Here is a 14812-nt window from a genome sequence, read left to right as displayed (position 1 = left end):
CTACAAATTGTGCTCGGTGCGCAGATATTCGAACAACAACCGGCTGACCGGTGACAACTGCGCCTCATCGCGTACCACCAGGATCAGGCTGCGATCCGACCAGTCATCCGTCAGCGGCACGGCATGCAAACCCAATGCACGACCAAACAGCTCATAGGCTTTCTGCGGCAGGATGCCGATGCCCATGTTCGCCTGGACCATCCGGCACATCGCATCGAACCCCGGCACATGAATGCGCAGGCGCAGCATCCTGCCCGCCTCGCGCGCGGCGGCGTGGGTGCGCATGTTGATGGAGCTGGCGGCGTGCAGGCCCACGTAATCACTGTCCAGGGTATCGACAAACGCCAGGGTTTTGCGCGCCGCCAACGGGTGATCCGCCGGCATCAGCACCACCAGTTTGTCGTGGCGATAGGTCACGCTGGGCAGGCCTTTGGTGTCGGTGTCACTGGAGCAGATGCCCAGGTCCGCCACGCCATCCAATACACCCTGCACCACGCCATTGCTGGGGCGCTCTTCCAGGTCGGTTTTCACTTCCGGGTGCAGCTCGGAAAAATCCCGCAAGTCTTCCGGAAGAAACTGAATGATCGCCGACAGGTTGGCCAGCATCCGCACATAACCGCGCACGCCGTGGCTGTGCTCGCCCAACTCCAGGCCCATCTTCTCGACGTTGAACAGCATCTGTCGTGCATGGTGCAACAGGGTTTCACCAGCGGCCGTCAGGTCCATGCCCTTGGCCCGCCGCACGAACAGGCTGACGCCCAGCACCTGCTCCAACTCCATCAAGCGCTTGCTGGCGGCCGACACGGCAATGGCTTCGCGGTTGGCGGCGCGGGTCAGCGTGCCTTCCTCAAACACCGCGACGAACAGCTGCAGCGTGATCAGGTCCAGCCGCCGCACCAGGCTCCTGTGCAGCATCAGCGACGCTCGCTGGCCAGCCGATTGATCTCGGCCTGCTCCACTACCGCCTGCGGCGCGCCTTGGCTGGCCGCCTGCAACATCGCCCGGCCCACTGTCTCGGTGCTCACCACCCAACCCGGTTTCAGCCGCCGCACAAACGACAACAGGGGGCCAAGCACCGAGTAGAAGGATTGGTAAAGCGGCGTCTTCGAACGCACGCCATGCAAGGGTTGGATGACGCCCGGACGGAACAGGTACACCGCCTTGAACGGCAGGCGCAGCAACGCGTTCTCGGTCTTGCCCTTGACCCGCGCCCACATCGACTTGCCCGCTTCGGAGCTGTCGGTACCGGCGCCGGACACATAGATAAACGTCATCTGCGGATTGAGCCGCGCCAGGGTGCTGGCGGCGACCAGTGTGAGGTCATAGGTGAGGTGGGTGTACTTGACTTCATTCATCCCCGCCGACGATACGCCGAGGCAGAAGAAACACGCATCAAAGCCTTGCAACAGGTTTTCCAGCGGCTGGAAATCCAGCATGTCGCTGTGCAACACCTGATGCAGCTTGCCGTGTTCCTGGGTCAGGGCCGTGCGGCCGACAGCAACGACTTCCTGCACGTCGGCGGCCAACAGGCACTCACGCAGCACGCCCTGGCCGACCATGCCTGTGGCGCCGAATAACAGAACTCTCATGGGTTGGTTCCTTGGTTACAAACGTTTAGCCGCACGTTAGAGACAAACACACTATCAGCTTGTAGCTTACCGCTGAAAAAGGAAAAGTCGGCCCTTGAACAATACCACCACCCTTGCCCTGGCCTGCAGCGCCGCCTTCCTCGCCCAGGTCGGCATCAGCAGTTACCTGCCCGCCGTCCCGGCCATTGCCCACGCCCTCCCCGCCGCCGAAGACCATGTTGCCCTGGCCCTGGCGATTTACTTGGTCGGCATGGCTTTACCGATGTTGCTATGGGGCAGCCTGGGTGAGCGTTTTGGGCGCAAGCCCGTGCTGCTGGCGGCGCTCGCCGTGTATGCGCTGGCCAGTGCAGCAATCCCCTTGGCGTTCAACGTTGAAACCTTCCTGTCATTGCGGCTGGTTCAAGGCTTGGGCGCTGGCGGTGTTTCGGTGATGGCGCGGGTGTTGGTGCGCGACAGTTTCAAGGGTGCGCTGTTGGCCAAGGGTTTGTCGTGGCTGGGCATGACCTTCGTGGTGGCCTTGGGTATCGGGCAATTCGCCGGTTCATTGTTGCAGGTGGCGTTCGGCTGGGAGGCGATCTTCTATGGGTTGGCGATTGGCGCGGTTGGGTTGATGCTGGTGTTGCACCGCGTAACCTTCCCGACGCGGGTGAACGTCGACTCGCAGGTCCGCGCCTGGCGCATCTACGCCGCAATCGTGCGACACCCGCCGTTTCTGCACGCCGCCTTGGCCGGCGGCCTGGGTTATGGGGTGATCATCGCGTTCAATACCTGCGCGCCGCTGATCCTGCAGGGCCGTTTCGAGTGGAGCGCGGCGCACTATGGTTGGCTGGGCTGGCCGATCAGCGCGGCGTATCTCGCGGGGGCGTTGATGGTCAATCGCTTCGTTGCTCGCACGGGTCGGCTGAGGATGATGGGCTGGGGCGTCACCCTGGTATTGCTGGGAACGGCGGTGATGCTGCTCGGCAGTCTGTTCGCCAGCGGGCTCGCCATCTTGCTGTGGTTGCCGTACTGCCTGGCGGTGTTCGGGCAATCGATGAGTTACCCGATCAGCTTGTCCGTGGCCAATGATGAAGCGCCGGTGAGCGGGTCCTATGCCATGGCCTTGAGCGGCTTCATGCATCAACTGATGGCCGCGTTGATCGGCGGTGTGGCGAGCCTGCTGGTGAGTCAGCAGGCGTGGCCGTTGGCGGTTTTATGCCTGGTGTTGGCGGGCGCCGCATGCGTGTGCGTCGCCCGCTGCCACGCGGATCAGAATGCGTTGCGAAAGATCTCCTCGATCTGACGCTGATCCGCCCGCCGTGGGTTGGTCAGCCCACAGGCATCCTTCAGCGCGTTGGTCGCGAGCAAGGGAATGTCCTGCAACTTGGCGCCCAGCTCGCGCAGTCCGGCCGGGATCTCGACATCATGGGCCAGGCTGCGAATCGCGGCGATGGCGGCCTGCGCGCCCTCCTCATCGGTGACGCCCTTGACGTCGGCCCCCAACGCACGGCCTACGTCGCTCAGGCGTTTGGCGCTGACGCTGGCGTTGAAGCTTTGCACATGGGGCAGCAACACCGCGTTGCAGACGCCGTGGGGCAGGTCGTAGAAACCACCCAGTTGGTGCGCCATGGCGTGCACAAAACCCAGGGATGCATTGTTGAAGGCCATGCCGGCGAGGAATTGTGCATAGGCCATGTTCTCCCGCGCGGCCATGTCGCTGCCATCGCGCACCGCCAGGCGCAGGTTGGCGCTGATCAGTTCGATGGCCTTGATGGCACAGGCGTCGGTGATCGGGTTGGCGGCGGTGGACACGTAGGCTTCGATGGCGTGGGTGAGCGCGTCCATGCCGGTGGCGGCAGTGAGGCCCCTGGGCATGCCGACCATCAGCGCCGGGTCGTTGACCGACAGCAGCGGCGTGACGTTGCGGTCGACGATGGCCATTTTTACATGGCGGGTTTCGTCGGTGATGATGCAGAAACGGGTCATCTCGCTGGCGGTGCCGGCGGTGGTGTTGATAGCCACCAGCGGCAGTTGCGGTTTGGCGGACTGGTCGACGCCTTCGTAGTCGCCGATTTTGCCGCCGTTGGTGGCGCACAGGGCGATGCCCTTGGCGCAGTCATGGGGCGATCCGCCGCCCAGGGACACCACGAAATCGCAGGCACTTTCCTGCAACAGCGCCAGGCCTTTCTCGACGTTTTCCACAGTCGGGTTGGGCTTGGCGCCTTCGTAGATCACCGAGTCGATGTCCTGCATCGCCAGTTTCTCGGCGATCATGCTCGCCACGCCGGCCTTGGCCAGGCCGGCGTCGGTGACGATCAGCGCCTTGCGAAAGCCGTAGTTGCGAATGGCGGTCATGGCTTCGTCGAGGCAGTCGATGCCCATGATGTTGACGGCGGGGATGAAGAAGGTGCTGCTCATGGTCAATCCTCAGAGGCTTTATGCCTACAGCATCAACCTGCGCCACCCGCCGCATCTTGATCAGGATCAACGCCGAGCCGTGATAAAGTCTCCGCCCAGCCGATTTCGAGTAGACCCGCCGCAATGAAGGATTTCCAGGATATTGACGCCCACCTTGAAGACTGGAGCGCACTGCGCAGCAGCACGGACTTCAGCGGGATTCTGATCGGCAATGGCGCGAGCCGTGCCATTTGGGAAGACTTCGCCTACGACTCGCTGTTCGAAAACGCCCGCACCGTTGAGGAAAAACCCCTCAGCCAATCCGAGCTCAGCGTGTTCGACGCCCTGCAAACCCGCAGTTTCGAGCAAGCCCTGGGCGCGTTGAAGACCACAAGCCGGGTCAACAAGGCCCTGGCGGTCAGCTCGGCGGCGCCGCGCAATCGTTATTACGCGATCAAGGAAGCCTTGATCAATACCATCCATGCCGTGCACATCCCGTGGCGCCTGGTGCAGCCGTCGACGCTGGCGACGATCAACGCTGAGCTGAAGCAATACTCGACGGTGTTCACCAGCAACTACGACCTGCTCAACTATTGGGCGATCCTGCATACACCGGGCATCGATGACCTGTTCCGCAGCGCAGACACCAGCTTCGACCTGCGCAATACCCGCACCGACGCACCACGCATCCTCTACCTGCACGGCGGCCTGCACCTGGTGCGCAACCTGGATGGTACCGCGCGCAAATTGCCGACCACTGATAGCACCTTGCTCAGCAGCTTTGCGATCAACAACACGATCAAGACCCTCGATGATGTGCCGCTGTTTGTCAGCGAGGGCAAGGTTGAGGAAAAGCTCAAGACCATCCGCAGTTCGGATTACCTGTCGTTCTGCTATGAGCAGTTGCTCAGCCACGAAGGTGCGTTGTGCATCTTTGGCCATGACTTGGGAGCGCAGGATAAACACTTGGTGGATGCGATTCGCCAGGCCAACGTGACGACGCTGGCGATCTCGGTGTCGGGACGCAGTGAGGGGTTTATCCGTCAGCAGAAGCGACGGTATTCGGAGTTGTTCGACGGGGCGGGCGTGGAACTGAAGTTCTTTGCGGCGCGCACGCATCCATTGGGTCATCCTGCCCTGTCCGTCCCTGTCGAACGCTGATCACGCTTCGCTGCTGTGCACCACCACCAATAGCTGTGCCTGCACCGGCCCCACCGAGCGCAATCGATGGGGCTTCTGCGCATTGAAGTGCAGTGCATCGCCGCGTTCCAGGATCACCCGTTCGTTCATGAAATCCACTTCCACCTGGCCTTCATGCACAAACAGAAACTCTTCCCCCACATGCTCCTTGAAGGTCTTGTCGGTGAACTCCGCCGGCGGGTAGATGATGAACGGCAGCAGGCTGCGTTCGCTGACCTGATGGGCCAGCACCGCGTAACCCGGTGACGTGTCCGGGCGCTCATGGCTGCGCACCAGGCTGTAGCTGTCGAGGCTGACGCTGTCTTCGCTGAATAGCTCTTCGACCTTCACGTTCAACGCCTTGGCCAGTTTCAGCGCGGCGGCAATCGACGGCGTGTTGAGCCCGCGCTCGACCTTGGACAGGTAACTCTTGGTCATCCCGGACTTTTCGGCCAGGACATCCAACGTCACACCAAGTTTTTTTCTCAATAATTTCAAACGGATAGACATGTGCCGCGATTAATCCATGCAGTAAGCGATGAGCTGTGCTTGCCAATGACACAAAGTGTCATATAGCATCGTTAGTGTCATTTGCAGCCACCGAGGGCACCCGATATGGCCAAGACATTAGCACTCCCAAAAGACCAACTGGTCAAGCAAGCACTGGTCCAGATGCAAAACACTCTGGCGGATAATACGTGGACCGTCCGGCAAAAGCTGGCGCTCACGTGTCGCATCCTGTTCGAGAACGGCCACGACTCCGGCCTGGCCGGGCAGATCACCGCGCGCGGACCGGAACAGGGCACCTATTACACTCAGCAATTGGGCCTGGGTTTTGATGAGATCACCGCCAGCAACCTGTTGCTGGTGAACGAGGACCTTGAAGTACTGGAAGGCCACGGCATCCCCAACCCGGCCAACCGTTTTCACAGTTGGGTATACCGTGGGCGGCCGGATGTGAACTGCATCATCCACACCCACCCCACCCACATCGCCGCGCTGTCGATGCTGGAAGTGCCGCTGCAGGTGTCCCATATGGATCTCTGTCCGCTGTACGAAGACTGCGCCTTCCTGGAGGCTTGGCCAGGTGTGCCGGTGGGCAATGAAGAAGGGGAAATCATCACCACGGCACTGGGTGACAAGCGCGCGATCCTGCTTTCGCACCACGGTCAGTTGTCCACCGGGGCGAGCATCGAGGAGGCCTGTGTGATCGCGCAGTTGATCGAGCGCGCGGCCAAATTGCAGTTGTTGGCGATGGCGGCCGGCACCATCAAGCCGATCCTGCCGGAGCTGGGGCGCGAGGCCCACGACTGGATCTCCCGGCCCAAGCGTCACGGTGCCGCGTTCAACTACTACGCCCGGCAGAACCTGCGTCAACACGCCGATTGCCTGAACTGACTAGCCCTTTTCTGACCGGAGACTTCCCATGTCCAGCCCAACCATTCACGGCATCATCGGCTACACCATCACCCCGTTCAGCGCCGACGGCCAACGCGTTGACCTCGACGCCCTGGGCCGCTCCATCGACCGCCTGATCGACGGCGGCGTACACGCCATCGCGCCACTGGGCAGCACCGGTGAAGGTGCCTATTTGAGCGACGCCGAGTGGGACGAAGTCAGCGCCTACAGCCTGGCAAAAATCGCGCGGCGCGTGCCGACCATCGTCAGCGTGTCCGACCTCACCACCGCCAAAGCCGTACGCCGCGCCCGCTACGCCGAGGCCAATGGCGCCGATGTGGTGATGGTGCTGCCGACCTCCTACTGGAAACTCAGCGAAGCGGAAATCATCGCCCACTACGCCGCGATCGGCGACAGCATCGGCGTGCCGATCATGCTCTACAACAACCCGGCCACCAGCGGCACGGACATGTCGGTGGACCTGATCCTGCGCATCATCAAGCAGGTGGCCAGCGTGACCATGGTCAAGGAAAGCACCGGGGACATCCAGCGCATGCATCAGCTGCATCGCCACAGCGACGTGCCGTTCTACAACGGTTGCAACCCGCTGGCGCTGGAAGCCTTCGCGGCGGGTGCCAAGGGTTGGTGCACGGCGGCGCCGAACCTGATCCCACAGCTCAACCTGGCGTTGTATGAGGCGGTGTTGGCCAATGACCTGACACAGGCGCGGGAGCTGTTTTACCGCCAGTTGCCGTTGCTGGACTTCATCCTCAAGGGTGGGTTGCCGGCGACGATCAAGGCCGGATTGCGGTTGACCGGCTTGGAAGCGGGTGACCCGCGTCTGCCGGTGTTCCCACTGGGCGAAACCGGGATTGAACAGTTGAGAAAACTGCTGACAACCGTCTGAAAACGGCGACAGGAGCCGGATATCCGGCTCCGACAAAATAAACGAGACAAATGACAATGGTTCTCGATACCATTCGCGACTTTATCCACGTCGTGCTTCGTCAAGAAGGATATCCATGTCTCGTCCCAAGCCCGACCCGCTGTCGGCCGATGCCTTTCGCGGGTTCTATACAGATATTCTGTATTTCCTGCGCAAGCGCACAGACAACGCCAGCGACGCGGCGGACATGACCCAGGATGTCTTCACCCAGTGGCTGGACTACCGCGACCGGGCCAAGGTCGAGCAGCCACGGGCGTTTCTGTTCCAGATGGCGCGCAACCTGCTGCGTGATCACTGGCGCAAACAGAAGGTACGGCATACCGTCCACTCTGATCAGGCCGCAATGGACGCCGAGCCGGTCACCGACGAGCAAAACGATCCCATGGCCGCCGTGCAGCGCTTGCAACGCCTGGAACAGTTGAAAGAAGTCCTCGCCGAACTCTCGCCCCGCAGGCGAGAAGCCCTTATGCTGCACCGCTTCGAAGGCTTGAGCCAGGCGCAGATCGCCGAGCGCATGGGCATTTCGACCAGCATGGTGGAAAAGCACATCGCTTTTGCCCTGCTGCATTGCAAGCGACGCCTTCAACACGAACCCGGCACGGAGCAGCCAGAATGAACCGCCTGAGCGACACCGACGTGCTCGACATCGAAGACAGCGACGCCATCGATGCCCAAGCCGCCAGCTGGTTTGCCCGCAACCGCAATAATGACGCGGGGCGTGCCGACCGCAAGGCTTTTGCCGCCTGGCAAGCCGAGCCCGCCCACGCCCGCGCCTATGCCGAATTCGAGCAACTGTGGGCAGACCTGGCCCAGTTGCAGCAACTGAACAAACCCGTGGCGCTGCCCAAGCGCAAACCGTCGGCATGGCGCCCTGCCCTGGCCGTGGCCGCCGCCCTGTTATGCGCGGTCATGACCACGCCTATCGGCGCGCCCCGCGAGCTGTATCACACCCAGGTCGCAGCCCACGCCAAAGGCATGCGCACCCTCAATCTGCCCGACGGCAGCACCTTGTATGTGAATGCGAACACCCGCGTACGTTTGGATTTCACCGCGCACCAACGCATCGTGCACCTGGACAAAGGCCAGCTGTACCTCGAAGTGGCCGCCGACAAGGAACGACCGTTGTTCGTGCAAGCCGGCGAGGCCAATGTGCGCGTGGTCGGCACCGGCTTCGATGTGCGCCGCAGCCAGCAGCAACTGGTGGTCAGCGTCGCCCATGGGCAGGTCGCGTTCGAGCCGGACGCCAAAAGCCCCGTCACCCTGTTGGGCGCCCAGCAACGTGCGATCTTCAGCTACGCCAAAGGCACGTTGCAGCAGCAGACCCTCACCGCCGAGGAGGTCGCCGACTGGCGCAGCGGCCACCTGTCGTTTCGCAACCGCGAGTTGGCCAGCCTGATCGATGAGCTGAGCCTGTATCGCCCTCAGGCGCCGCTGCAGGTCAGCAACGCAGTGGCGCACTTGAAGGTCTCGGGCAATCTGGATGTGAATGATCCCGACGCGTTGCTCAATGCCCTGCCTGCCCTGCTGCCGGTGAAAACCGTGGCGTCGGCCGATGGAATCGTAAGGATCGAACCGAGCAAATAACCCTGCAAAATTCTTATTTGAGAATATTTTGCATTCGCAGGTGTGGTTTTTTCGAGCAGCCCCGTCTTCCCCCGGTCTGCGTTTGATACGCACACCTTTTCGGCCATTTGGCCACACCGGGGGATTTCATGTTTCGCGCGCCTTGCCACGCTTTGCACCTGTTTCTTCGACCGACGCTCATCGCTAGCTGCCTGGTATTTAGCCTCAGTGCCCAGGCCGACTCGCTCACACTGCAACTGCCTGCGCAGTCGCTGGCCACGTCCCTGAGCCAGGTGGCGCAGCAGGCAAAAATCCAGCTGTTGTTCGATGAAGAACTGCTCAAGAACGTGCAAGCCCCCGCGCTCAACGGCGACTTCACGCCGGAAGTGGCGATTCGCACCCTGCTGAAAAACGGCGAGTTCACCCTGATCAAGGTCGGGAGCACCTACGTCGTGCGCCCCGATGAGGGCAAGACCACCAACAGCGGCGTGATCCAATTGGACGCCCTGAGCGTGATCGGCACCGGTACCGAGGTCAACTCCAACACCGTTGGCCGCTCGACCCTGAGCCAGGAAGACATTGACCGTTACCAGTCCAATAACATCCCCAGCCTGTTGCAGACCCTGCCCGGCGTCAGCCAGGGCGGCTCGCTGAAACCTGGCGGCCAGACCATCAATATCCGTGGGTTCGGCGATGCCGAAGACGTCCCGCTGACCGTCGATGGCGCCACCAAAAGCGGCTTTGAACGCTATCAGCAAGGCACGGTGTTCATTGAGCCCGAACTGATCAAAAGCATCGAGGTGGAGAAAGGCCCCAACTCGCCTTTCACCGGCAACGGCGGGTTTGGCGGTACGGTCAACATGACCACCAAGGATGCCCCCGACCTGCTCAAGGACGGTCGCAACAGTGGCGCGATGCTCAAATACGGTTACTCCAGCAACGACCATGAGCAGGTCTACAGCAGCGCCGTGTACGGGCGTACCGACGATGGCCGTTTCGATGCACTGGCCTATTTGACTCAACGCGATGGCGACGACATGAAGGTCGCCGCCAAACTGCCCAACGAGAACAATCAGTACCCGATCAACCCCCAGCGTCTGCCGAACTCCGCGCAAAATGTCGACGGCAAGCTGTTCAAGGTCAACGCTCACTTCACCGAAGAACACGCCGTTGGCTTGTCCTACTCGCGTTCACACAGCGACCGCTGGACACCGTTCTCGGCGGCCAGCTACCCGACGCCGCCCACCCAGGCCAACATTGACCGCTATGGCTACGAAGCGGCGTTGAAGCGGTTTCTGGCCCATCGCGACACGGTCGACACCACGTGGTCGGGCAAATACGAATACACACCGCTGGACAACCCGCTGGTGGACCTGACCGTCAAATACTCCCAGTCCAACACCGACCAGACCGACGAACGCGACGCCACGGCGTTTTTCCAACTGGCCACCGGCGGGCGCAAAATGGACACCGCCTACACCGACAAGAACCTCGACGTGCGCAACGTCAGCCTGTTTGACACCGGCCCGTTGCAACATGCCGTCACTGTGGGCGGGCAAATCCGCAAGCACATCCGCGAGACCGAAATGTGGATGCCGGGCACCACCTACAACACCCCGCGCTACAACTACGGGCATTTCCAACCGGGCTTCATGCCCCACGGCAAGGTCGATACCAACAGTTTCTTCGTGCAGGATGCAGTGACCCTGGGCGACGTCACCATCACCCCATCGATGCGCTACGACCACGTGCGCAACCGCGGCGAAGCCAACGATGCGCCGTACTACAGCAACCCCGATCCGTCCTTCGGCCACGATTACAGCGACCGCACCTACACCGGCTGGTCGCCGCGCCTGGCGGTGTTCTGGACGGTCAACCCGCACCTCGGCCTGTTCGCCAACTGGAGCAAGACCTGGCGCGCGCCGGTGATCGATGAACAGTACGAGGTCCAGGGCCTGGGCAGCCGCACCGCCACCAGCGTCGACCTCGACCCGGAACGCATCACCTCGATCAGCGTGGGCACGGTCAGCAGTTTCGACAACCTGATCGCCCACGACGACAACCTGCAACTGCGCACCACCTTCTTTCACAACAAAGTCGAAGACGAAATTTTCAAGGCCACCGGCGTCGGTTGCCAGAACCAGGCCATCAACGGCGGCACCATTTCCACCGCTTGCCCGCCGGGCGCCATGTCCAACTATCGCAACATCGGCGGCCTGACCATCAAGGGCTTCGAACTCGAATCGTTCTACAACTCCACCTACCTGTTCGGTTCGGTGTCCTTCGCCTATGCCAAGGGTGACCATGAAGGCGCCTACACCAACCCCTGGGGCCCGGATGTGGCGGCACGGGATATTCCGCCGACCAAATGGGTACTGGTGCTCGGCACCAACATTCCGGCGTGGGATGCCCAAGTGGGCTGGACCGGTCAGTTCATCGGCGCGACCTCGCGTTTGCCCAGCGACAAATATTCCGGCGGCCCCGGCAGCAGCGTGGGCGACCTGTTCTATGACCAGTACGGCAACAAGCGCTACAACACCCAGGGCCTGTTCGCCAAATGGAAACCACAGCAGGCCTACCTGAAAGGCACCGAAGTGAACTTCACGGTGGACAACCTGTTCAACGAGAACTTCCGTCCGGCCCTGAGCGGCGACCGTGCCTACACCAAGGGCCGTGATGCCAAGATCAGCATCACGCGCTTCTTCTGAAAACTGTACGGATAAATCCGCACCCAGCTGTAGGCCCGCAATCGGCGGGGGATGTGGCTAGATGGGCTTCCCTTGAAGCCCTCTAGATTTCGGTTCTTCCCCATGAGCTCGCGCGAAAACACCGGCATGGCCCTCGGCCTGCTGGGCGTCATCATCTTCAGCCTGACCCTGCCCTTCACCCGCATCGTGGTGCAGGAAATCCACCCGTTGCTCAACGGCCTGGGCCGCGCGTTGTTCGCGGCGATCCCCGCGGCGGCGCTGTTGCTGTGGCGCCGCGAACGCTGGCCGACCTGGCGCCAGGTGCGCGGGCTGTGCCTGGTGATCGCGGGCGTGATCCTGGGTTTCCCGGTGTTGTCAGCCTGGGCCATGCAGACCTTGCCGGCGTCCCATGGCGCGCTGGTCAACGGCCTGCAACCGTTGTGCGTGGCGCTGTACGCGGCGTGGCTGTCCCATGAACGGCCGTCGAAAGCCTTCTGGGCCTGTGCGGCGCTGGGCAGTGGCTTGGTGTTGAGCTACGCGTTGATCACCGGGGCCGGCAGTATCCAGGCCGGTGATTTGCTGATGCTCGGTGCAATCGCGGTGGGCGGCCTGGGTTATGCCGAAGGCGGCCGATTGGCCAAGGAGATGGGCGGCTGGCAGGTGATCTGCTGGGCGCTGGTGCTGTCGACGCCCGTGCTGATCGGGCCGGTGTGGTACCTGGCGGCGCAGCATCAAGGGGCGATTTCCATGCGCGCCTGGTGGGCGTTTGGCTACGTGTCGCTGTTCTCGCAGTTCCTGGGGTTCTTTGCCTGGTACGCCGGGTTGGCCATGGGCGGAATTGCGCGGGTCAGCCAGATCCAGCTGTTGCAGATCTTCTTCACCATCGCGTTTTCGGCGCTGTTCTTTGGCGAACACATCGAGCCAATCACCTGGCTGTTTGCCTGTGGAGTGATCGTGACGGTGATGCTGGGGCGCAAGACGGCGGTGCAGCCAGCACCCGTTTCAAAGCCGAGCGTTGTCTAATGTGGGAGCGGGCTTGCTCGCGAAAGCGGTGTGTCAGTCACCAAGAGTTCGACTGATCTGACGCTTTCGCGAGCAAGCCCGCTCCCACAGGGGTTGTGTGTGTTCAGCTTAAGAAACCATCCGCGCGCAGCAGGGTTTCCAGGCAGTGTTCAGTGATGTGGTAGAACGCCTTGAGTTCCCGGATTTTCTCCAGCAACTGCGCATTGTCCACCGGCTCGGTGCGCTTCACGGCAAGAATCATCTTGTTCTTGTTGGTGTGTTCCAACGAGATGAACTCGAACACCTTGGTCTCATACCCACAGGCTTCGAGGAACAACGCACGCAAGCTGTCGGTGACCATTTCGGCCTGTTGGCCCAGGTGCAGGCCGTATTGCAGCATCGGCTTGAGCAGCAGTGGGCTCTGGATCTGCAGGCGGATCTGCTTGTGGCAGCACGGCGAGCACATGATGATCGACGCACCGGAACGGATGCCGGTGTGGATCGCGTAGTCCGTGGCAATGTCGCAGGCATGCAGGGCGATCATCACGTCCAGTTCGCTGGGCGCCACACTGCGGACGTCGCCGCACTTGAACACCAGCCCCGGATGCTCCAGGCGGGCGGCGGCTGAGTTGCACAGGGTCACCATGTCTTCGCGCAGCTCGACGCCGGTCACTTCGCCCTCGGCCTTGAGGGTGTTGCGCAGGTAGTCGTGGATGGCAAAGGTCAGGTAGCCCTTGCCCGAGCCGAAGTCAGCGACACGCACCGGCTGGTCCAGCTTCAAGGGTGATGAAGTCAGCGCATGGCTGAACACTTCGATGAACTTGTTGATCTGCTTCCACTTGCGCGACATCGACGGGATCAGCGCCTGTCTGGCGTCGGTCACACCGAGGTCGGCGAGGAATGGCCGGCTCAGGTCGAGAAAGCGATTCTTCTCGCGGTTATGCTCAGCCGACGGCGCTTCACGCAGTTGCTGCGGCTTGCTTTTGAACAGCGAGCTTTTGTTCTTCTTGCTGTATTCCAACTGGACTTCGTCAGTCAGCGACAGCAGGTGCGCGTTCTTGAACTGCGCCGGCAGCAACGCGGCAATCGCTGCAACACCTTCGGCCTGCGGGAAGTTCTTGGTGATGTCGCGGGTCTTGTAGCGGTAGACGAAGGACAGGCACGCCTGCTCCTTGACCGTGACCGGCTTGATGATCAGCCGCTGCAACTCGGCTTCCTCACCGACGTACTTGGCCAGCACCAGCTTGATAAAGGCGTTTTGCGCGAGGCTTGCGCTGAGCAGTTCAATGAACTGGGCGTGATGATCCGGCGCAGGGCGGGCAGGTTGAGCGGTGACAGACATGAACAAAAACGCCTCGGGCAGGGAATGCCGGGCATTTTAGGGGGGATAGCCCGCCAGGGCACGGAGTTATTTGACCAGCGGTACGCCTTACTCCAGCACCACCAATCGATTGGGCAGTTCATTGCGGGTTTGCGTCACCGGCACATGCACCTTCAACAACTCGCCGCAGGCTTCGATGCAGTCGATAAACCCCGCCAACGTCTGCCCCTGTTTCACCTGCTGGGTAAACGCCTTGACGATCACATCCCAACTGCCGTCATCCAGGCGCTTGGAAATGCCGTCATCCACCAGAATCTCCACGTACCGTTCCGCCTCGCTGACAAAAATCAGCACGCCAGTGCTGCCAAGGGTGTGGTGCAGGTTCTGCTCCAGGAACTGCCGCCGCGCCAGGTTGGACGCGCGCCAGTGGCGCACAGAACGCGGGATCAACCGCGTGGTCACCTTGGGCAAACGGAACACCAGGCACAACACGATGAATGTCGCCCATTGCGCCAACAGCAAGGTGTACATGGTCAGGTAGCCCGACAAGTAGTGCACCACGCCGGGCACCACCAACGCGATCAGACTGGCCCACAACAGCGGGATATAGGCGTAGTCGTCGGCGCGGGCTGCCAGCACGGTCACCAACTCTGCGTCGGTGGTTTTTTCCACGCGGGCGATCGCTTCCGCGACTTGGCGCTGCTCGTGTTCAGTCAGTAATGCCATGGTTGTGCTTGCTCTCTCATTATTA

The 14812-nt window shown here is 61.6% G+C and carries 14 protein-coding genes; 8 read left to right on the top strand and 6 right to left on the bottom strand.

Features of this window, described 5'->3' with window-relative positions; genetic code table 11:
- Positions 1-915, bottom strand: a complete 915-nt coding sequence (locus tag HX812_RS30600) for a LysR family transcriptional regulator (RefSeq protein WP_038842319.1) — start codon at positions 913-915, stop codon at positions 1-3.
- The gene (locus HX812_RS30595) at positions 915-1589 is read right to left on the bottom strand and encodes an NAD(P)H-binding protein (protein WP_038842318.1); all 675 of its coding nucleotides are present in this window, start codon (positions 1587-1589) and stop codon (positions 915-917) included. The genes HX812_RS30600 and HX812_RS30595 overlap by 1 nt, the downstream gene beginning before the upstream one ends.
- A 94-nt stretch (positions 1590-1683) precedes the next feature.
- Between HX812_RS30595 and HX812_RS30590 the strand changes: the two genes are divergently transcribed.
- Positions 1684-2871 carry an MFS transporter gene (locus HX812_RS30590; protein WP_038842317.1) on the top strand — a complete coding sequence of 396 codons (1188 nt, stop codon included), beginning with the start codon at positions 1684-1686 and terminating at the stop codon, positions 2869-2871.
- Here HX812_RS30590 and yiaY read toward each other — a convergent pair.
- Positions 2838-3986 carry an L-threonine dehydrogenase gene (yiaY, locus tag HX812_RS30585; protein WP_038842315.1) on the bottom strand — a complete coding sequence of 383 codons (1149 nt, stop codon included), beginning with the start codon at positions 3984-3986 and terminating at the stop codon, positions 2838-2840. The genes HX812_RS30590 and yiaY overlap by 34 nt on opposite strands.
- 123 nt (positions 3987-4109) lie before the next feature.
- Between yiaY and HX812_RS30580 the strand changes: the two genes are divergently transcribed.
- On the top strand, positions 4110-5126 hold the full coding sequence (locus HX812_RS30580; protein ID WP_038842312.1) for a DUF4917 family protein: 1017 nt from the start codon (positions 4110-4112) through the stop codon (positions 5124-5126).
- Here HX812_RS30580 and HX812_RS30575 read toward each other — a convergent pair whose 3' ends face one another.
- Positions 5127-5654 carry a helix-turn-helix domain-containing protein gene (locus HX812_RS30575; RefSeq protein ID WP_033902693.1) on the bottom strand — a complete coding sequence of 176 codons (528 nt, stop codon included), beginning with the start codon at positions 5652-5654 and terminating at the stop codon, positions 5127-5129.
- Between the two features lie 105 nt (positions 5655-5759).
- Here HX812_RS30575 and HX812_RS30570 point away from each other — a divergent pair, with 105 nt between their 5' ends.
- The 6 genes from HX812_RS30570 to HX812_RS30545 all read left to right on the top strand — a co-directional run bounded on the left by HX812_RS30570 (position 5760) and on the right by HX812_RS30545 (position 12761).
- On the top strand, positions 5760-6542 hold the full coding sequence (locus tag HX812_RS30570; protein WP_028619303.1) for an aldolase: 783 nt from the start codon (positions 5760-5762) through the stop codon (positions 6540-6542).
- Between the two features lie 28 nt (positions 6543-6570).
- Positions 6571-7449, top strand: a complete 879-nt coding sequence (locus tag HX812_RS30565; RefSeq protein WP_038842308.1) for a dihydrodipicolinate synthase family protein — start codon at positions 6571-6573, stop codon at positions 7447-7449.
- Between the two features lie 115 nt (positions 7450-7564).
- Entirely contained in the window at positions 7565-8104 is a 540-nt protein-coding gene (locus HX812_RS30560) for an RNA polymerase sigma factor (RefSeq protein WP_038842305.1), read from the top strand.
- On the top strand, positions 8101-9072 hold the full coding sequence (locus HX812_RS30555) for a FecR domain-containing protein (protein ID WP_038842304.1): 972 nt from the start codon (positions 8101-8103) through the stop codon (positions 9070-9072). Before HX812_RS30560 ends, HX812_RS30555 begins: the two co-directional genes overlap by 4 nt.
- A 128-nt stretch (positions 9073-9200) precedes the next feature.
- The gene (locus HX812_RS30550) at positions 9201-11759 is read left to right on the top strand and encodes a TonB-dependent receptor (protein ID WP_038842302.1); all 2559 of its coding nucleotides are present in this window, start codon (positions 9201-9203) and stop codon (positions 11757-11759) included.
- 102 nt (positions 11760-11861) lie between these two features.
- On the top strand, positions 11862-12761 hold the full coding sequence (locus HX812_RS30545; RefSeq protein ID WP_038842300.1) for a DMT family transporter: 900 nt from the start codon (positions 11862-11864) through the stop codon (positions 12759-12761).
- A 103-nt stretch (positions 12762-12864) separates the two neighbouring features.
- Here HX812_RS30545 and HX812_RS30540 read toward each other — a convergent pair whose 3' ends face one another.
- Both HX812_RS30540 and HX812_RS30535 read right to left on the bottom strand, forming a co-directional pair.
- Positions 12865-14082, bottom strand: coding sequence for an SAM-dependent methyltransferase (locus HX812_RS30540; protein WP_038849833.1), 1218 nt, complete (start codon positions 14080-14082; stop codon positions 12865-12867).
- Between the two features lie 87 nt (positions 14083-14169).
- Positions 14170-14787 carry a TPM domain-containing protein gene (locus HX812_RS30535; protein WP_033902701.1) on the bottom strand — a complete coding sequence of 206 codons (618 nt, stop codon included), beginning with the start codon at positions 14785-14787 and terminating at the stop codon, positions 14170-14172.
- Positions 14788-14812: the final 25 nt, after the last annotated feature.

The sequence above is a fragment of the Pseudomonas sp. IPO3749 genome, from assembly GCF_013386605.1.
Lineage (GTDB): Bacteria > Pseudomonadota > Gammaproteobacteria > Pseudomonadales > Pseudomonadaceae > Aquipseudomonas > Aquipseudomonas azotoformans_A.
The sequence above is the reverse complement of the archived record's forward strand: the minus strand, read 5'-3'. Positions and strand labels throughout refer to the sequence as shown.

Bases quoted from the DNA above. Each gene is read 5' to 3' on its own strand.
- HX812_RS30575 (WP_033902693.1), bottom strand. From the start codon at position 5,654: ATGTCTATCCGTTTGAAATTATTGAGAAAAAAACTTGGTGTGACGTTG.
- HX812_RS30560 (WP_038842305.1), top strand. From the start codon at position 7,565: ATGTCTCGTCCCAAGCCCGACCCGCTGTCGGCCGATGCCTTTCGCGGG.
- HX812_RS30545 (WP_038842300.1), top strand. From the start codon at position 11,862: ATGAGCTCGCGCGAAAACACCGGCATGGCCCTCGGCCTGCTGGGCGTC.
- HX812_RS30595 (WP_038842318.1), bottom strand. From the start codon at position 1,589: ATGAGAGTTCTGTTATTCGGCGCCACAGGCATGGTCGGCCAGGGCGTG.
- HX812_RS30540 (WP_038849833.1), bottom strand. From the start codon at position 14,082: ATGTCTGTCACCGCTCAACCTGCCCGCCCTGCGCCGGATCATCACGCC.
- HX812_RS30555 (WP_038842304.1), top strand. From the start codon at position 8,101: ATGAACCGCCTGAGCGACACCGACGTGCTCGACATCGAAGACAGCGAC.
- HX812_RS30565 (WP_038842308.1), top strand. From the start codon at position 6,571: ATGTCCAGCCCAACCATTCACGGCATCATCGGCTACACCATCACCCCG.
- yiaY (WP_038842315.1), bottom strand. From the start codon at position 3,986: ATGAGCAGCACCTTCTTCATCCCCGCCGTCAACATCATGGGCATCGAC.
- HX812_RS30535 (WP_033902701.1), bottom strand. From the start codon at position 14,787: ATGGCATTACTGACTGAACACGAGCAGCGCCAAGTCGCGGAAGCGATC.
- HX812_RS30600 (WP_038842319.1), bottom strand. From the start codon at position 915: ATGCTGCACAGGAGCCTGGTGCGGCGGCTGGACCTGATCACGCTGCAG.
- HX812_RS30550 (WP_038842302.1), top strand. From the start codon at position 9,201: ATGTTTCGCGCGCCTTGCCACGCTTTGCACCTGTTTCTTCGACCGACG.
- HX812_RS30570 (WP_028619303.1), top strand. From the start codon at position 5,760: ATGGCCAAGACATTAGCACTCCCAAAAGACCAACTGGTCAAGCAAGCA.
- HX812_RS30580 (WP_038842312.1), top strand. From the start codon at position 4,110: ATGAAGGATTTCCAGGATATTGACGCCCACCTTGAAGACTGGAGCGCA.